This is a genomic window from Nodosilinea sp. LEGE 07298 (assembly GCF_015207265.1).
GTDB lineage: Bacteria > Cyanobacteriota > Cyanobacteriia > Phormidesmidales > Phormidesmidaceae > Nodosilinea.
Window position 1 is genome coordinate 1 of the sequence record NZ_JADEXE010000052.1, and the last position, 18,463, is coordinate 18,463.

The 18,463-nt window shown below is 55.2% G+C and carries 15 protein-coding genes; 5 read left to right on the forward strand and 10 right to left on the reverse strand.

From position 1 onward, the window contains the following. Nucleotides 1-78: 78 nt before the first annotated feature. Both ispF and IQ273_RS09685 read left to right on the forward strand, forming a co-directional pair. On the forward strand, nucleotides 79-561 hold the full coding sequence (ispF, locus tag IQ273_RS09680) for a 2-C-methyl-D-erythritol 2,4-cyclodiphosphate synthase (protein ID WP_194022966.1): 483 nt from the start codon (nucleotides 79-81) through the stop codon (nucleotides 559-561). A 361-nt stretch (nucleotides 562-922) separates the two neighbouring features. After that, nucleotides 923-1,309 (forward strand): hypothetical protein, encoded by a 387-nt coding sequence (locus tag IQ273_RS09685; protein WP_194022967.1) that lies wholly within the window; start codon nucleotides 923-925, stop codon nucleotides 1,307-1,309. On the opposite strand, the gene IQ273_RS09690 is transcribed toward IQ273_RS09685, so the two are convergent. The 6 genes from IQ273_RS09690 to IQ273_RS09715 all read right to left on the reverse strand — a co-directional run bounded on the left by IQ273_RS09690 (nucleotide 1,306) and on the right by IQ273_RS09715 (nucleotide 6,216). Then, a complete protein-coding gene (locus IQ273_RS09690; protein WP_194022968.1) occupies nucleotides 1,306-2,232 on the reverse strand; it encodes a carbohydrate ABC transporter permease in 927 nt (308 codons plus the stop codon). The two genes, IQ273_RS09685 and IQ273_RS09690, sit on opposite strands and share 4 nt — an antisense overlap. Nucleotides 2,233-2,293: 61 nt before the next feature. Next, nucleotides 2,294-2,749, reverse strand: a complete 456-nt coding sequence (locus IQ273_RS09695) for an HNH endonuclease (RefSeq protein WP_194022969.1) — start codon at nucleotides 2,747-2,749, stop codon at nucleotides 2,294-2,296. A gap of 21 nt (nucleotides 2,750-2,770) precedes the next feature. Continuing rightward, the gene (locus IQ273_RS09700; protein ID WP_194022970.1) at nucleotides 2,771-3,199 is read right to left on the reverse strand and encodes a hypothetical protein; all 429 of its coding nucleotides are present in this window, start codon (nucleotides 3,197-3,199) and stop codon (nucleotides 2,771-2,773) included. 8 nt (nucleotides 3,200-3,207) lie between these two features. Continuing rightward, the gene (locus IQ273_RS09705) at nucleotides 3,208-3,792 is read right to left on the reverse strand and encodes a hypothetical protein (RefSeq protein WP_194022985.1); all 585 of its coding nucleotides are present in this window, start codon (nucleotides 3,790-3,792) and stop codon (nucleotides 3,208-3,210) included. 280 nt (nucleotides 3,793-4,072) lie between these two features. Then, nucleotides 4,073-5,563 carry a cobyric acid synthase CobQ gene (gene cobQ / locus IQ273_RS09710; protein ID WP_194022971.1) on the reverse strand — a complete coding sequence of 497 codons (1,491 nt, stop codon included), beginning with the start codon at nucleotides 5,561-5,563 and terminating at the stop codon, nucleotides 4,073-4,075. A 170-nt stretch (nucleotides 5,564-5,733) separates the two neighbouring features. Continuing rightward, complete coding sequence (locus IQ273_RS09715) at nucleotides 5,734-6,216, reverse strand: Npun_F0494 family protein (RefSeq protein WP_228052687.1); 483 nt, start codon at nucleotides 6,214-6,216, stop codon at nucleotides 5,734-5,736. A 176-nt stretch (nucleotides 6,217-6,392) separates the two neighbouring features. Here IQ273_RS09715 and glgX point away from each other — a divergent pair, with 176 nt between their 5' ends. After that, on the forward strand, nucleotides 6,393-8,462 hold the full coding sequence (gene glgX / locus IQ273_RS09720) for a glycogen debranching protein GlgX (RefSeq protein WP_194022972.1): 2,070 nt from the start codon (nucleotides 6,393-6,395) through the stop codon (nucleotides 8,460-8,462). A 720-nt stretch (nucleotides 8,463-9,182) separates the two neighbouring features. Here glgX and IQ273_RS09725 read toward each other — a convergent pair. The 4 genes from IQ273_RS09725 to gltB form a co-directional block, all read right to left on the reverse strand. Continuing rightward, nucleotides 9,183-9,755, reverse strand: a complete 573-nt coding sequence (locus tag IQ273_RS09725) for a hypothetical protein (protein ID WP_194022973.1) — start codon at nucleotides 9,753-9,755, stop codon at nucleotides 9,183-9,185. A gap of 318 nt (nucleotides 9,756-10,073) precedes the next feature. Continuing rightward, nucleotides 10,074-10,310 carry a hypothetical protein gene (locus IQ273_RS35355; protein WP_228052689.1) on the reverse strand — a complete coding sequence of 79 codons (237 nt, stop codon included), beginning with the start codon at nucleotides 10,308-10,310 and terminating at the stop codon, nucleotides 10,074-10,076. A gap of 31 nt (nucleotides 10,311-10,341) precedes the next feature. Then, entirely contained in the window at nucleotides 10,342-11,826 is a 1,485-nt protein-coding gene (gltD, locus tag IQ273_RS09735; RefSeq protein WP_194022974.1) for a glutamate synthase small subunit, read from the reverse strand. Between the two features lie 182 nt (nucleotides 11,827-12,008). After that, nucleotides 12,009-16,631, reverse strand: a complete 4,623-nt coding sequence (gene gltB / locus IQ273_RS09740; protein WP_194022975.1) for a glutamate synthase large subunit — start codon at nucleotides 16,629-16,631, stop codon at nucleotides 12,009-12,011. A gap of 386 nt (nucleotides 16,632-17,017) precedes the next feature. On the opposite strand from gltB, the gene IQ273_RS09745 reads away from it, so the two are divergent. After that, nucleotides 17,018-17,287, forward strand: a complete 270-nt coding sequence (locus IQ273_RS09745) for a hypothetical protein (RefSeq protein ID WP_194022976.1) — start codon at nucleotides 17,018-17,020, stop codon at nucleotides 17,285-17,287. A 16-nt stretch (nucleotides 17,288-17,303) separates the two neighbouring features. Next, nucleotides 17,304-18,404 carry a hypothetical protein gene (locus IQ273_RS09750; protein WP_194022977.1) on the forward strand — a complete coding sequence of 367 codons (1,101 nt, stop codon included), beginning with the start codon at nucleotides 17,304-17,306 and terminating at the stop codon, nucleotides 18,402-18,404. The last annotated feature ends 59 nt before the right edge of the window (nucleotides 18,405-18,463 follow it).

The window sequence follows — 18,463 nt, forward strand, 5'->3', positions numbered from 1 at the left end:
GGTGGATGGGTAGGTGGGACAAGGCGTAGGGTGCATTAGCGAAGCAATGCACCATCTTAAATAATCGTGGGGGAAACTATGGGGATCAGAATTGGCAATGGCTACGACATTCATCGGCTGGTGGAGGGGCGATCGCTGATCTTAGGCGGCGTCACGATTCCGCACCACCTGGGTCTCGATGGCCACAGCGATGCCGACGTGCTGACCCACGCCATTATGGACGCGCTGCTGGGGGCGCTGAGCTTGGGCGATATTGGCCTCTACTTTCCCCCCGGAGACCCGGAGTGGGCGGGGGCCGACAGCCTGAAGCTGCTGGCCCAGGTGAATGCCATGGTGCAGGAGCGAGGTTGGCAGATCAGCAACATTGACTCAGTGGTGGTAGCCGAGCAGCCCAAGCTCAAGCCCCATATCGAAACAATGCGATCGCGCCTGGCCGACAAACTGGGCCTGGCCCCCGATCAGGTAGGGGTAAAAGCGACGACCAACGAAAAACTGGGGCCGGTGGGCCGTCAGGAGGGCATTGCAGCCTACGCGGTAGCCCTGCTAACAACTGAGGGGTAGGGGCTATCTCGGCAGGCATCTCGCTGCGAAACTGCCGAGGAAATATTTATCTGCCAGGAACTTTTTCCCAATTCCAGGGGTCAAATCACTTTGTAAAATCTTTACGTATCAGCACTGAGGCCGTATGAACTTGACCTGAACTAGCTCTGCAATGGTTGTAAAAGATACTTAATTTTACTAGGAAACCCGTAAAGTACTTTATAATATCTTCAAGTTTACCGCAATATACGGTGAACTTGATGGTATTACCTTTGCATCTACCGTTGAGCGACGATTCAGGTCTTGCCTTGAGGCGAACCCGTAGCGGGTTCATCGCTGTAGGTGCTGGTTTTTGTCCCAGAGACAGAGGGGTAAGGCTCAGATGGCTAACGTCGCACAATCACTCGTGGCAACTGGCCACACTATCCGTGGGGTTTGCTATGCCAGACCCGATTATATTAGTCAGGCGATCGCTGGTCTGTCGGCTATTCCCCCAGAGCGGGTAGGGCCGAGTGGCGAGTACGACTACTACGGGCTGGCCAAGCGCATTCACATTAGCTACTGCGATCGCGTAGGCCGGTCTGCGGTCAGGCAGCTATCGGTCAAGCAGCGAGGCTCAGCGGTTATTCTCAGCGGTCAGTTAGACACCTTCGACCTGCTCGATCAGCTGGTGGAGCTCGCCCTGCATGCCGAAGGGGCCACCCACGTAGAAGTGCACGATGTGCAGGTCAGCAGTTTAGAGTTGTCTCAACCGGCTAGGGTGGCTTAGATTACGGGTTTGGTGCTGTCGTTGACCGCCAGCCGTAGGGCAGACAGGGCCAAAATGACTAAAAATAGCGCCAGCCCTAGGGTGCAGGCGTAGCTAATTTCGAGCTTTTGAAAGGCCTGCTCGTAGATGTAGTAGACCACTGTTTTTGAGCTGTGGCGAGGGCCGCCCTGGGTCATGATGTAGACTTCCTCGAAGACTTTAGTGGCCGCGATCGCAGAAATCACCCCCACCAGCACCAGGTAGGGCCGCATCAGCGGCAGGGTAATATCCCAATGTCGCCGCCAGCCGTCGGAGCCATCGAGCGCCGCCGCCTCATACAAATCCTGGGGAATACCCTGCAGCCCCGCCAGGTAAATCACCATGTAGTAGCCTAGCCCCTTCCACACCGTGACCACCATGACGCTAAGCAGCGCCAGGGCCGGGCTGGTCAGCCAGGGAATACCGTTCTCGGTGAGCCCCAACGATTTGAGCACCTGGTTAAACAGACCCGTCTCGGCGTAGAGCCAGCGCCAGGCAATGCCCGCCACCACCATCGACACCACCACGGGCGAGTAGTAGGCCACCCGCAGCCAGTGAATGCCCCTGAGCTGCCGGTTGACCAAAATCGCCAGCCCCAGCGGCGCGAAGGTCAAAATTGGCACCACCCCCGCTAAGTACACCAGGGTGTTGCGCACTGTTTGCCAAAAGATGGGATCGCCCACTAGCCGTTGCAGATTGGCGGTGCCTACCCAGGTCGGGGCCGCCGTCAGGTCGACCCCAAAAGTGGTGAAACTTAGATAAAAGGCTCGCAGCGCTGGCCAAAATACCGAGATCCCCAGTGCTGCCAGGGCGGGCAGCAAAAACAGGTAGGGGATCAACCATCGAGGCAGGGTGAAGGCTGTGATCCAATGATTGGCAGAAGCAGAACGAGGAGATGTGGCCATGAAGCAACAGAAAGAGTAGGTATCTCGTAGTCAGAATATCCTAAGCTGTTGTAGCCACCAGCTAGCCTTGCTTCAACGATTTTAGTAAATGTCGTGGGCGGAAAAAGACAATATCCTCATATCGGGCTGGATGCCGAGTAAAGATATAGTGCTCGTACTCATACCAGTGCCTCTCGCCTTTTTCTTGATTGCACTGGTAGCAAATCACCCACAGGTTTCTAAAGTCGAGCGATAGCCAGGGGTATTGAGCACGGGGTAGCTTGTGGTCAATGCTTCTGCCGTTATTTTGGCTATACTGCTCTCCGCAAATCGGGCAGTGGCGATCGGAGTTATCTCGTACCCAAGTACGGCTGGCTTCGGTGGTGCCACATTCGCTATCGCCGTTAATATATCGCCAGTAGTCAAAGCTTCGGTAGTCGCCAAAATCTTGCTGTGTAAGCCTGTGATAGCGGCGATTACCGACTTTATTGGCCAGCGCGAAGAGTTCCTTTAAAGTCCTGTCGGTTTCAGATGCCATAGTCTAGCGATCGCTCAACACCTATCGTTTGCGAGATTTTGCTGTCTTACGTTTTGGATGTGATCGAGAAGATTGGCTGTAGTCGACCATCTCAACCTCTTGATCGGGAAACTGCTGGTCGATCTGGTCGGAAATAGCGTGTACCTCGGTTTGAAATGCCTGCTCAAAGGCGTTTACTTCCTCAGTTGTTTGATATTTTTTGCCAATTTGATCTGCCTTTAAAAATAACTCTTCCAGGGTTGGATCGTCGGTGTCGGGCGCTGCCAGAAAATCATTAATTTTTTCATAGAGCTTGATAACATTATCCCAGCCAACGTTGCGGTAGCCATTGGTTTTGAGCCAGACTTGGTCAGCTTTGGGTAGCTTCTTTTTGCGGTTGGTGTTTGAGCGCTGCACCTCACGATAGTTCATACCGCTAAAAAGGCGCTGTTTACGTTTTTGGCTAGCCATGATGCTTCCTACCCTAAGGTCCATCGAAATAGACGAATCATGGCTTTGCGCAACTCGCTGTCTTCGTATTGCAACAGCATCTTGGTGTCTCGTGCTAGTCTTAGCCGAATTTGATCCACAATATTTTTGAGTTCTCTGTTATCTCGTTTGAGCTGATCGTTAGCCTCGATCAGTTCGTCGTTTTTGGTGGTCAACGTTTGTATCTTCGAGCTTAGACTCTGATTTTTAGTAGAAAGCTGATCAATCTGACTCTCTAACTGCTGTTGCTCGACTGACAACGTTCCTTTGCGATTTTGGAGTTCTTTATTTGCCTGCTCTAATTCAGCGATAGATTTTTGAGTTTGCTGATGCTCTGCCTGCAATTGCTCAAGCCTTTTCTCTGCCTGACTGCGACGCTGACCGTAAAAGCGGTTATTCTGTGAAAGCTCGTTGTTTTTTTCAACAAAAGACTCAACCAGCTTCTCGGCGCTGGGGTAGTTGCTGAGGAGGACCAACAGTTTCTCGCAGTCCTCTAGGCTGAGCGACTGAGTTACATTTTTGTTTATGCCATAGTTCTCTTTGAGAACAGTCTGAAGCTGGTTCTTTGATGCCACCTGGCTTGTCCTTTCGCAAGACTTAACTGTCAGTGTACCCATAGACTGACCTGTCAGCTAAAGGCGAGCGAATAGCACGACAGTCTTTTACAAAAGCGTTTTTAGAAGGCGTACACAATAAATCTTAGGTGAATGATAGGGCCAGGCTCTTTGTTATTGCCCCATCTGGTGCTCAGAGGTGGGGTTAGTCAATCCAAGCAATCTGTCTATGACTCAGGGTTAAGTTGCGATCGCTGCAGCCGCCGCTGGGGTAAACATTTACCCCAACGACCATAGGCGTTTACCCCAGCAGCGGGGTTAGATCTAAATGCTCGCTTACTGCTTCAGTCAGCTCATTGAGCACGGCCTCGCGCTGTTCGCGGTAGTTGGGGATGCCGGTGGGCAGCGACCCCAGACCGCGCTGCTGACGCAGGCGGTTGAGCCAGGCCCGCCGCCAGGGGCCGTTGTCAAACAGGCCGTGCAAGTAGGTACCCCACAGCGACTGGCTAGCATCGACTACGCCCAGGCTGCGGTCTTCAAACAAAAACTCAAACGGGGTGCCCTTCTCGTCTTTCCCCTCGGAAAGGAGTAGCTGGGTGCGGCCCTGGTGCAGTTCGTAGCCCGACACCGGTAGCCCATCCTGTGGGAAGCGCGAGCTAACGGTGCGCTGGCGAGCAATTTTTTGCTGAGTGATCACCGTGCGCAGCGGGAACAGGTCGAGACCAGGGAAGCGGCCTTCGTGGCCCTCGATGCCCTCGGGATCTGCTAAGAACTGGCCCATCATTTGAAAGCCACCGCAGACGCCCATAACGGTGCCGCCAGCGGCTACGTAGTTCTGAATTTCTTCAGCCATGCCGGTGCGCTGCAATATGAGCAGGTCGGCAATGGTGGTCTTGGTGCCGGGGATGATTACGGCGTCGGGGTAGCTGAGCTTTTCTTTGGGGCTGAGGTAGACCACCCGCACGTTGGGTTCGGCCTCTAGCGGGTCAAAGTCGGTGAAGTTGGAAATGCGGGGCAGGCGAATAACGGCGATGGTGATGTCGGCCTGTTTTTTGCTGCCGGGGGTGCGATCGAGCAGGCTGAGCGAGTCTTCGGCGGGCAGGGCGTTTTCAATCCAGGGCACCACGCCGAGCACTGGAATGCCGGTGCGTTCTTTGATCCACTGTAGGCCCGGCTCTAGGACTTCTCGCTGACCGCGAAATTTGTTGATAATGATGCCTTTGACCAGGGCGCGCTCTTCGGGCTCCATTAGCTCTAGGGTGCCGATGATATGGGCAAACACGCCGCCGCGATCGATATCGGCCACCAGCACCGTGGGGGCATTGAGATGCTTGGCGATGCGCATATTGGTGAGATCGCGATGTTTGAGGTTGACCTCGACAGGGCTACCGGCCCCTTCGCACACTAGAAAGTCGTAGTCTTGGCCGAGGCGGGTGAGGCTTTCTTGAATGGCTTGCCAGCCCTGGTCAAAGAAATTTTCGTAGTACTGGGTGGCGGTGGTGCGCCCCACGGCTCGGCCCTTGAGAATGACCTGAGAGGTCATGTCGCCCTGGGGTTTGAGCAAGATGGGGTTCATCTCAACCTGGGGCGCAACGCCTGCGGCCCAGGCTTGAACCGCTTGGGCATAGCCCATTTCGCCGCCGTTTGCGGTGACGTAGGAATTGAGGGCCATGTTCTGCCCTTTGAAAGGGGCGACTCGCCAACCCCGACGACTGAGAATGCGGCAAAGGGCCGTGGTAATCAATGATTTACCCACGTGGGAGGCTGTTCCCACTACCATGATTGCTCTCATGGAGCGTCTCCAAAGTTGAATGAGTTTGGCGGTAGGGCCAAAGCCTGAGCGGGGATCAAACAATCCGTTCTCGTGGGCTGATGCCCAGGGCTTAACCACTCCCTATGCAGATTCTTCAGGAACAACACAACCGATCAGGACATATTAGCTCTGCCACCATCGGGTACTGGTCAGAGACTGGCCCAGGAAGGCCAACGCACCCATCGGCACCATGCATTATAGAGATGATCGGCCAGAGTAGGGCGATACTGGGCTGGGCTGAGCACATATAGCTGCTCAAACACCTGGCGACCTAGGGGCGTAAGGCGAAAGCTATCGGTCAGGCCCTGGCCATCGACTTCGCGGCGCAGCAGACCAACGGCGATTAGCCACATCATCGCGTTTTCGGCCTGTAGCTCGGCCATAGCGCGGCGGCTGTAGTGGCTCTTGACGCCTGCCTGGCCGCACACCTGGCGAATGGAAATGCTCTGCGATCGCATATCCCCCAGCAAATCTAGGCGAAAGGGAGAGCACCGAAAGGCTCGCTCGGCTCGCTTGAGCGAGCGTCGGGGATAACTAATGGAAAGTCCTGTCGAGGGATCGGCTAGGGGCATGGGCAAAACCGGATGGGCTTTATCATTGCCTAAATTGTAGGCGCATTCCATGCTTAACATAGCTTGCTCCTGGGGCAGTCGGCTGCTCTAGGTCGGCCACACTCTTAATTTAGTATTGCGCCTGGAGGGGTTAAGGGCCTGCGATGGTAGGGTTAAACATCGCCTGATGCCCTTAATGACCGGGCTGTTGCAGGCCATTTTTACTTTGACCATTTTTAACTTTGAAAGGTGTGCTTATGAGTCCTAAAGTACTGCCTGGCCAAAGCTACCCCCTGGGGGCCACTGTCTACGCGGTGGGCGTCAATTTTTGCCTCTATTCTAAACACGCTACCGGCATCGACCTGCTGCTGTTTGAGGCCGACGATCTGGCTCAGCCCAGCCGTGTGATCACCCTCGACCCCAAATGGAACCGCACCTTTTACTACTGGCATCTGTTTGTGCCCGGCCTTAGGAGTGGGCAAATCTACGCCTACCGCGTCCACGGACCCTTTGACCCGGCCCATGGCCACCGCTTCGATGCCACCAAGGTGCTGCTCGACCCCTACGCCCGCGCCATTGTCGGCGACGATACCTACGATCGCGCGGCCGCCATTGGTCTGGGCGACAACTGCGCCACGGCCCTTAAGGGGGTAGTAGTAGATACCCGCAATTACGACTGGCAGGGCGATCGCCCTCTGCACATTCCCTACTCCAGCAGCGTCATCTACGAAATGCACGTAGGCGGTTTTACCCGCCACCCTTCCTCAGGACTGCCTGACGAGCAGCGAGGCACCTACGCGGGGCTGATCGAAAAAATTCCCTACCTGCAAGAGCTGGGCGTCACGGCCGTAGAGCTGCTGCCGATTCACCAGTTCGATACCCAAGATGCCATGCCCGGCCTGGAAAACTATTGGGGCTACAGCACTCTGGCCTTCTTTGCTCCCCACCGGGGCTACAGCTCGTGCAAAGACCCCCTGGGGCCGGTGAACGAGTTTCGCGACCTGGTGAAGGCGCTGCACCGGGCCGGTATTGAGGTCATTCTCGATGTGGTGTTTAACCACTCATCCGAGGGTAACCACGAAGGCCCCACCCTGAGCTTCAAGGGCATCGACAACAAAACCTATTACATGCTCGAAGACAACCCGATCTACTACTCCAACTACAGCGGCTGCGGCAATACGCTCTCGCCCAACCACGCTGTAGTCGGGCGCATGATTCTCGATAGCCTGCGCTACTGGGTGTCAGAGATGCATGTGGATGGCTTTCGCTTTGACCTGGCTTCGGTAATGTCGCGGGATATGGCGGGCAACCCTCTGGAAGACCCACCGATTCTATGGAATATTGAGTCGGAGCCGATTTTGGCGGGCACCAAGATTATCGCCGAAGCGTGGGATGCGGCGGGACTGTACCAGGTGGGCAGCTTTATCGGCGATCGCTTTGCCGAGTGGAATGGCCCCTACCGCGACCACGTGCGCCAGTTTGTTAAGGGCGATACCGGCTGCGTGCCCGACCTAGCCTCGCGCATTTTGGGCAGCCCCGACATTTACCAAAAGCCCAACCGCGAGCCCAACCGCAGCATTCACTTTGTCACCTGCCACGACGGGTTTACCCTCAACGACCTGGTTTCGTACAACCAAAAGTACAACCAGGCCAACGGCGAGCAAAACCGCGACGGCACCGACGCCAACTACAGCTGGAACTGTGGCGTAGAGGGGCTTTCTGCCCCGCCCGAGGTCGAGCAGCTGCGCCAGCGGCAGATCAAAAACTTTCTCACGCTGCTGTTTATGGCTCAGGGCACCCCCATGCTGCTGATGGGCGACGAGGTGCGCCGCACCCAGCGCGGCAACAACAACGCCTACTGCCAAGACAACGAAATTAGCTGGTTTAACTGGGATGCGGTGGAGAAAGAGCAATCCCTGCTGCGCTTTACTCAGGGGCTAATTCACTTTATTCAAAATCTGAAGGTGTTTCAGCTAGAGCACCTGCTGCGGGTAACCACCACCCGGCACTACGAGCCTCACATTGTCTGGCACGGCCCTAACCTGGGCCAGCCCGACTGGTCTGAAAACTCGCGCACCCTGGCCTTTACGCTGCGCTTTCCCGATGCCAAGGAGCAAATTCACGTCATGCTCAACGCCTACTGGGAACCGCTGATGTTTGAACTGCCGGGGCTGGGACCGCGCGATCGCTGGCACCGCATTGTCGATACGTCGGTGGCACCGCCGCGAGATTTTTGCTACCCCGAAGAAGCTCCGGTGTTTGAAAGCGATCAATACCCGGTCGGGGCGCGATCGTCCGTAGTGCTGATGAGCCGAGCGCTGGGGTAGGGCTTTTGATTGGAAAGCTAGCCGCTCACTTGTACCAGAATGACTGTCTCTAAAACAGTAGTCACTGTCCAACCACAGCTCTAGAAACATGACTTTGTGAAGTTAGTCACTGATTCTAAGAATTGATGTGATCATGCAGCTGAAATCACAGGTGATATCAAATCTCTTTCGATAGAAATGGATTTAGTGAAACAGATAAGCAACATAGCTACACAGTCTAAAAGTGTTGAGATTTCTAATGGCATATTAAATCTAAACAACGAAATCATCCAAGCCAGAATCTTTCTTGTCATAGCTAATAAAGAAGATCCTGATCTCCCAGAAGAAATCAAGATCTGAAGTCTCAAATTAAGGCTTGCAAAGAACTAGGAGTTTTGCTTGATGATGATCTTCATTCAAGAAGATGGAAAGGGGCCTTATTGCATTGACTGTTGCGATACGAACTTAGCGATAGTTCTCTTAGGAAATATTCAGGGTGCTCCTCTTGAAATACGTGGTAAATATAAATGCAATGCCTGTAAGAATTTCTTCTGGGATAAATCAAGCCTACCCTATTGCTACCTTCAATTAAGACGGACTATCTAACATGGAATTTGATAAATTTGCCACTTTCCTAAGCAGGCTAGTGTATTGATGATTACTATTACGAGAGTTGGCACCCTTTTCTCCCAAATATGTTAAAAGCTTGTTGGCAAAATTCACAACGGCTTCTTCAAAGAACTAATACATTTGAATTGAGTAAATATCTGAAAGGCTTAGGTTATGAATCCCTTTGACAGGGATAATGCCCGCATCTTGTAATAAACTGAAGGCAGACGACTTGCCGGAAAATTTTTCTGTGATTATTTTTGGATCCTTTCTTGTATCCCCACATGTAAAACGCTCGATGGACTCACCATGAGCAATCATATTGCGTTTTTGAAATAAGGCTTTAAGTTGATTGTTCAATTCTTGTCCGACTATTTTACTCAGGGTTTCTCCAATCAAGACCTCGCACAATACACCACTGATTTCTTCCCATCCAGACCGCTTGAGTCTTTGCAAAAGGTAGGCCTTAAGCCTGTCAGATTTTTCGTCGTCATAAATTATGTCAATAGATTCTATAGAGTCGATCAAAATTTCTGAAAGAGTTGCCTCACAAAGTATCGACAGCATCAAGATTAGATTTGCAACTAACGATGCTCTTAAGATCGCTCGATTTTCCTTGTCTTTTTCGTATGCAACGTCTTTAATTTCAATGATAGAGTTTAATATGAGACTAGTAATTGGTTGCCTGGAGTGAATGCTAAACATTTTTTGGCTCTTTGAATTTAAGTATCTGGAAAACAATGAATAATTTGAAGAGCCTAATATATCTGGGAGCAGAAGATATAGCTGCAGTCAACTGGATTAGGACGTTTATGAAGCGAGCATTCAAGCGTTTGAACGTTTTTAGGCTTTGTTGATGTCCTAACCCAGGTGACTCTGGCTATATCCTCAAAATTCTTGATAGAAGCGATCTTGATGGTGATCATTTTGTTTGATGCAAGATGGCAGCTTCTTTTGATATTCCGTATAGATTCTGAGAGCCGCTGCTATATATTGCTCTGCGCTTTCTCCTTGAGTTTGAAATCAGTCTAAGGTTTCGACATCAACGGGCACATTGACTTTAGAGACCATTGGTTTAGGAATTCGTAGCTTTGCTTGTGCAAAGAAAATCTTATCAAGTGGCGGAATGCCTGATGTGTCGATGTCATCATCCGTCATAGCGTCAATTCTGGTCCAGCCGGTCTTGGAGGTATTGCTAATAAGCAGCGAGAAACCCGGTTTCTTTTGATCATTGTCAATTGCTAGTCCAGCAATTGACAATGATCAAAAACCCGGCTTCTAAGTGAGCGAGTTAGGGCAGTTCGGTGGTGCCCATCAGGTAGCGATCGCATTCCCGCGCCGCCCCACGCCCTTCATTGATCGCCCACACCACCAGGCTCTGGCCCCGGCGACAATCCCCAGCCGCAAACACCCCCGGAATCGACGTAGTGTACTGCTCGTGCTCAGCCTTCACGTTGCTGCGACCATCTTTCTCCAGCCCCAGGGCATCCACCAACGGCTGCTCTGGGCCAAGGAAGCCCATCGCCAGCAGCACCAGATGCGCGGGGACAACCTTCTCGGTACCGGGCACATTTTGGGGCACAAAGCGCCCGTTTTCGTCTTGGTCCCACTGAATCTGCACGGTGTGGACGGCCTTCACTTGGCCATTCTCATCGCCTTCAAACTTGGTGGCCGTGGTCAGGTAGGCGCGGGGGTCATCGCCAAACATGGCAGCGGCTTCTTCCTGGCCGTAGTCCATTTTGTAGACCTTGGGCCACTCGGGCCAGGGGTTGGCTGGCGATCGCGTTTCCGGTGGCTGGGGCATAATCTCCACCTGGGTGACGCTGGTGCAGCCGTGGCGAATGGAGGTGCCCACGCAGTCGGTGCCCGTATCGCCGCCGCCGATAATCACCACATCCTTGCCCGCCGCCGAGATGTAGTTGTCGCCGGGGTTTTTATCCAGCACCGCCTGGGTGTTGGCGGTGAGAAACTCCATAGCAAAGTGAATGCCCTTCAGGTCGCGCCCCTCAATCGGCAGATCGCGGGGGCGAGTGGAGCCGGTGCAGAGCACGACTGAATCGAACTCCTTCAGCAGGTTTTCAGCAGAAATGTCTTTGCCGACCTCGGTGTTGCAGACAAAGGTAACGCCCTCGGCTTCGAGCACGTCCAGACGCCGCTGTACCACCTGCTGCTTGTCGAGCTTCATGTTGGGGATACCGTACATCAGCAGGCCACCGGGGCGATCGGCCCGTTCGTACACGGTCACCCAGTGGCCCGCCGAGTTGAGCTGGGCAGCGGCGGCGAGACCAGCGGGGCCAGAACCGATCACCGCGACTTTTTTGCCGGTGCGCTGCTGGGGCGGGTTAGGGGTAATCCATCCCGCCTCCCAGCCTTTTTCGGCGATGGAATACTCGATGTTTTTAATCGTCACCGGGGGGCTGGTGATGCCCAGTACGCAAGAACCCTCGCAGGGGGCGGGGCAGACGCGCCCCGTGAACTCAGGGAAGTTGTTGGTCTTATGCAGCCGCTCCAGGGCTTCTTCCCACAGACCCCGGTAGACCAGGTCGTTCCATTCAGGAATCAGGTTATTGATCGGGCAGCCGCTGGCCATGCCGCTGATGGTGATGCCCGTGTGGCAGAAGGGCGTGCCGCAATCCATGCAGCGAGCGCCCTGGGTGCGCAGGTTTTCCTCCGGCATGTGGAGGTGAAACTCGTCCCAGTTGCGAATGCGATCGGCGGGGGTGACTTCTTGCGCCACTTCCCGCAGGTATTCCATAAAGCCAGTCGGTTTTCCCATGGTGATTGTCCTGAGAGATGTTTGGATGCTTTGGGATTTTGTAAGTCGAGGAGATTTGTAGGGTGCATTCGCGAAGCAATGCACCACAATACAAGGTTTCGCGCGCGGTGCATCGCGGCTCAAAAGCGCAATCTGGGCCAATTGGCTAGGGGGGTGAGCCGCGAATGCACCCTACGGTTGATCTAGCTCCCGCCGATGCGGGCGGTGTCGCGGGCGTTTTCTTCAAACGCTGCCGTCAGGGCATCGTCGCCAGTTAGCCCGTCGGCTAGAGCTTTTTGGATGTGTTGCAGCACTCGCTTGTAGTCGCGGGGCATCACCTTTACAAACTTGGGCACGGTGTTCTCCCAGTCTGCTAGCAGCGTGATCCCCCGCTTGCTCTCGGTGTAGTCAACGTGGCGCTGAATCAGCTCTTGCAGGTCGCGAATTTCTTCGGGTTCCTCAAGCCGCTCCAGGTCCACCATTTCGGTGTTGCAGCGGGTGGCAAAGTCGCCCGCCTCATCGAGCACGTAAGCGACGCCGCCGCTCATGCCTGCGGCGAAGTTGCGCCCAGTTACCCCCAGCACGATCGCTTTTCCGCCGGTCATATACTCGCAGGCGTGGTCGCCGACCCCTTCTACCACCGCCGTTACCCCAGAGTTGCGAACGCAGAACCGCTCACCCGCTAGCCCACGAATATAGGCTTCGCCACCAGTGGCCCCGTAGAAGGCCACGTTGCCGGTGATGATGTTCTCCGCAGGCACAAAGGTAGAGCGCTTATGCGGGTAGACGATCAGCTTGCCGCCGCTGAGTCCCTTGCCTAGGTAGTCATTAGCTTCGCCTTCCAGCTCCAGGGTGACACCCTTGGGCACAAAGGCCCCGAAGCTTTGCCCGGCGCTGCCCTGGAAGTGGAGGTGCACGGTGTCTTCCGGTAAGCCTTCCCAATGGCGCTTGGTGATTTCGTTGCCGAGGATGGTGCCAACGACCCGGTTGACATTCTGGATCGGCAGGGTGGCGCTGACCTTTTCGCCCCGCTCGATCGCAGGCTCGCACAGATCCAACAACGTGGTCATATCCAGCGATTTCTCCAGGCCGTGATCCTGGGTCATTTGGCAGTAGCGCCCGACTTCGGGGCCAACCTCCGGCTGGTGGAGGATGGGGGAGAGGTCGAGGCCCTTGGCCTTCCAGTGGGCGATCGCGGCCTTCGGCTCCAGTACATCGGTGCGGCCCACCATCTCATCTAGGGTGCGGAAGCCTAGCTCGGCCATCAGCTCGCGCATATCCTGGGCGATGAAGGTCATAAAGTTGACCACGTGGTCGGGGTCGCCCATGAAGTGCTTACGCAGTTCTGGATCCTGGGTGGCGACGCCCACCGGGCAGGTGTTCAAGTGGCAGACCCGCATCATGATGCAGCCCATGGAAACCAGGGGCGCGGTGGAGAAGCCAAACTCTTCGGCCCCCAGCAGGGCGGCAATCACCACGTCGCGACCGGTTTTCATTTGGCCATCGGTTTCGACTACCACTCGGCTGCGCAGGTTGTTCATCACCAGGGTTTGGTGGGTTTCAGCCAGGCCCAGCTCCCAAGGCAGACCGGCGTGCTTGATTGAAGTCTGGGGTGAAGCCCCGGTACCGCCGTCGAACCCGGCGATGAGAATGACATCGGCGTGGGCCTTGGCTACCCCGGCGGCGATGGTGCCAACCCCAACTTCAGACACCAGCTTGACGTTGACGCGGGCGTCGCGGTTGGCATTCTTGAGGTCGTGGATCAGCTCGGCCAGGTCTTCAATGGAGTAGATGTCGTGGTGGGGCGGCGGCGAAATCAGTCCCACGCCGGGGGTGGAGTGGCGCACTTTGGCAATCCAGGGATAGACTTTGCGGCCCGGTAGCTGGCCGCCTTCGCCGGGTTTTGCGCCTTGGGCCATTTTGATTTGCAGCTCCTTAGCCTGGGAGAGATACAGGCTGGTGACGCCAAAGCGACCGGAGGCCACCTGCTTGATGGCGCTGTTTTTGGAGTCGCCCTTTTCGTTGGTCCAGGTGTAGCGATCGGGGTCTTCGCCGCCCTCGCCCGTGTTCGATTTGCCGCCTAGGCGGTTCATGGCGATCGCCAGCGCTTCGTGGGCTTCCTTAGAGATCGACCCGTAGCTCATCGCCCCGGTCTTAAACCGGCGGGTAATCGCCTCCACGGGCTCGACTTCTTCAATAGGAATGGGTTCTCGCTGCTTGAACTGGAGCAGGTCGCGCAGGCGGAACAGCTGCTTCTCTTGCTCGTTGACCAGGGCGGCGTAGCGCTTGTAGGCCTCGTAATCGCCCGTTCTCACCGCTTTTTGCAGAGAATGGATAATTTCGGGGCTAAACAGGTGGGCTTCGCCTTCCTTGCGCCACTGGTAGTCGCCGCCAGCATCGAGAGTGATGTGGTCAGTGGGGCGATCGGGAAAGGCGTGACGGTGTCGCTTGAGGGCTTCTTCGGCCAGCACGTCGAGCCCGACGCCCTGAATGCGGGAGGCCGTCCAGGTAAAGTACTGGTCAACGACGGTGTGATTCAGGCCCAGGGCTTCAAATATTTGCGCGCCGCGATAGCTTTGAATCGTGGAAATGCCAATTTTAGAGGCAATTTTGATCACGCCCTTGGTGACGGCCTTGATAAAGTTCTGACAGGCTTTGTCAAACTCCATTGGGGGCAGCAGCTGATCGGCGAGCATGCCCGCAATGGTGTCGAACACCAGGTAGGGGTTGATCGCGCCGCAGCCGTAGCCAATTAGGGTGGCGAAGTGGTGAACTTCGCGGGGTTCGCCCGACTCCAGCACCAGGCCGACGCGGGTGCGGGTGCCGTTGCGAATTAGGTGGTGGTGCAGGCCAGCGACGGCGAGCAGAGCGGGGATCGGGGCGTGATCGGCGTCGATAGTGCGATCGCTCAAAATAATCAGGCTGGTGCCGCTGGCGATCGCCTGATCCGCCGCCTGAAAAATTCCCTCCAGCGCCGCCTTCAGCCCTGACTCACCTTCAGCCGCCGTAAATACCATCGGCAGCGTCATCGAGGAGAAGCCCTGCTCGCCCGCCTGCTTCAGCTTGGCCAGCTCGGCGTTGGTGATGATCGGCGTCTTCAGGTTGATCAGCCGACAGCTCTCGGGCTCGGGCTTGAGCAAATTGCGCTCGCTGCCAATGGTGGTATCGGCAGAGGTGATGATCGCCTCGCGAATCGAGTCGATCGGCGGGTTGGTGACCTGGGCAAACAGCTGGTGGAAGTAGTCGTACAGCAGCCGAGGCTTGTTGGAAAGCACAGTCAGCGGCGTGTCGGTACCCATTGCGCCGATCGCCTCGACGCCGTTCTCAGCCATCGGTTTCAGCAGCAGCCGCAGTTCCTCAAAGGTATAACCAAAGGCAGTCTGGAGGATGGGTAGGGGCGCAGCATGCTGCGCCCCTACGGGAGTTGCGCCATTGCCATTCAACCCGGCGGGGTCTGCCGCCTCCGGTAGATCCGCCAGTTTCACCAGGTGCTGATCGAGCCATTCCCGGTAAGGATTTTCTGTTGCAATCTGGTGCTTGATCTCTTCATCCGAAACAATCCGGCCCTCGTCCATATTCACCAAGAACATGCGACCGGGTTCGAGCCGCCCCTTGTAGGCCACATTCTCAGGCTCGATGGGCAGCACGCCCGCTTCCGACGCCATAATCACCAGGTCGTCCTTGGTGACGGTGTAGCGGGAGGGGCGCAGGCCGTTGCGATCGAGCACCGCCCCCATCATGGTGCCATCGGTGAAGGCGATCGCAGCAGGCCCATCCCAGGGCTCCATTAGGCAGGCGTGGTATTCGTAGAAAGCTTTTTTCTCAGGGCTCATCGACTCGTGGGCCGTCCAGGGTTCGGGCACCATCATCATCATGGCGTGGGGCAGCGATCGACCCGCCAGGGTCATGAGTTCCAACGTATTGTCGAAGATTCCAGAGTCGCTGCCTTCTTTGTTGATCAGCGGCTTGGCTCGCTCCAGATCGCCGCCAAATAGCTCAGCCTCAAACATCGACTGGCGGGCATACATCCAGTTGATATTGCCGCGCAGAGTGTTAATTTCGCCGTTGTGGGCCACGTAGCGGTAGGGGTGGGCTCGCTCCCAGCTGGGGAAGGTGTTGGTGCTAAAGCGCGAGTGCACCAGAGCCAGGGCGCTTTCCATCGCCTCATCGGCTAGATCGGGGAAATACAGCCCCACCTGCTCAGGGGTGAGCATGCCCTTGTAGACGACCGTGCGGCACGACAGACTGGTGGCATACAAGTAGGGGTCAATGCCGGTGGAGTGAATGGCGGAGTGAGCCCGCTTGCGAATGATGTAGAGCTTGCGTTCAAAGGCCTGGTCATCGGCTAAATCTCCAGAACGCTGGATGAACACCTGCTGCATGAAGGGTTCGCTGGCTTTGGCGGTTTCCCCTAGGGAAGCATTATCGGTGGGCACATCGCGCCAGCCCAGCACCTTTTGCCCTTCCTCGGCGGCGATCTGCTCAAAAATCTGGCGACCCTTAGCGCGATCGCCCGCATTCGGCGAAGCAAAGAAGAACCCTACCCCGTAATGCCCCGGTGCCGGTAGGGTAATGCCCTCGGCCGCCGCCACCTTAGCCATGAATTTGTGGGGCATTTGCAGCAAAATGCCCGCCCCGTCGCCGGTATTGGCCTCGGCCCCTACCGCACCCCGGTGGGCCAGGTTGACCAAAATCGTCAAACCCTGCTGCACAATAGTGTGCGACTGTGCGCCTTTCATATGGACGATGAAGCCAACGCCGCAGGCATCGTGCTCGTACTGCGGGTGGTAGAGACCTTGGGCTTGGGGCGGTTGGGTTAAAGGCATTGATTTATCGAGCAAAAGGAAGGAACTCAAACAGGGACAGATATAAACTATAAACCGTGCTCAGGTATTCTCCGATGAGGCTTATGGCGCTGACCAGTCTCTTAAGAAAATAATCAGATCAGCAATCACAATCCTTGCGAAATATCACAAACTTTGCGATCCTTTGACTTTGCCATTTTCTGCTATCCCGAATACAACTACAAGAATCGCAACTTTGTGACGGTGGTATACCTGGTTCCTTGGAGGTGCTTGACCTTAGATTGCTTTAGAGCTGCTTTAGGGTAAAGCTAAAAAGCTTCTTGCGATTACTCTGCACGGTTTGTGGCCAACTCCGGGCAAAATGTTGGCCAGTCTAGAATATAGGGAACTCCTATGGCAATCGTCCTATGAACGTGGAAGTTACGGTTGTGACCTCTGTACCGCCTACAGCAAAAGACCTAGATGATTTGAGATTGGCTGCATCTGCGCTGGCAAGCAAACAGGACAGCATCGCTGTGGATGTACGAGAAGAAAAATGTCAATTTCTCTTGACAGCTAGCTTCAAGATGAAGACGACTGCCCAGTATAAAGTGGTCGACCTCATTTCAGCGGAGTTTGAATATTATCTCGTCAGCTTAAAAGATTATCAAGAAACGATAATTTCATTCCCTCGGTAGTAATCGTTGAAAGGCCATGAGTGAGTACCAGTACTACGAGTTTCAAGCCCTTGACCGACTCCTGACACCCGAAGAGCAGGAAACCTTGCAAGCGCTGTCGAGCCGAGCGCACATTACCCCGCACAGGGCCAGCTTTGTCTACAACTATGGTGACTTTCGGGGTGGGCCAGAAGCTGTATTGGCCAAGTACTTTGATGCGATGTTCTACATTGCCAACTGGGGTACCTGGCAAATTATGTTTCGCTTTCCCAAAGCGTTAGTTGAGCGCTCATGGTTTGAACCTTACGAGGTCGAGGATGCGATCGCTGTCACCACCACCACCCATCACCTGATTCTCAACATCGAAATCCGCGAAGAAGAGGGACTGATGGGGTGGGTTGAAGGCGAAGGCTGGCTGCCTCGGCTGTTGCCCCTCCGCGATGACCTGCTGGCGGGTGACCTGCGGTTGCTGTATTTGGCTTGGCTGCGACTGTGCCCCAACCTAGTGGAGTACGGCGAAGACGAAGACCCGACTGAACCACCAGTGCCCTCTAATTTAGGCAAGCTAACGCCGCCCCTTAAGACCTTTATGGAACTGGTGGAGCTTGACCCCGATTTAGTTGCAGCGGCGGCCCAGATTAGCTCAGACCAGCGACCCAAACCGGCTCCACCCCTGGAAGACTGGCTACCCAATCTAACCGAGGCAGAACGCCAGACCTTTTTGCTGAAACTGGTGCGGCGAGAGCCCCACGTTGATCTGCAATTGATTAACCGGCTGAAAGAACTGGCTGGCACTCAACCATCCATGCCGCTGGCTTCAGAGCAAGAACGGCGGCGGTTTTCGGAACTGGTCGCGATCGCGACTGATGTGGCCACCAAGCGCCAACAAAAGGAGCAAGCAGCGGCTAAAAAGAAGCGGATCAAAGAGCTGGAGGCGCTTGCTCCCAAAGCATCTTACACCTGGGATCGGGTGCTGGATTTGATTCAGGTCAAACAGGCCCATGCTTACGACGAGGCTACAAAATTACTCAAGGATCTGCGCGACCTGGCTGAGCATCAGGGGCAGTTACCCACCTTTAGTCAGTGCCTTGAGCGGCTTAAGGCAGACTACAGCAATCGACCAGCGCTAATGAAGTGATTGCGATCCATTCAGCCCTGATAGGCCTACGCCTTTCTTTAAAGATGCCACAGAGCAGA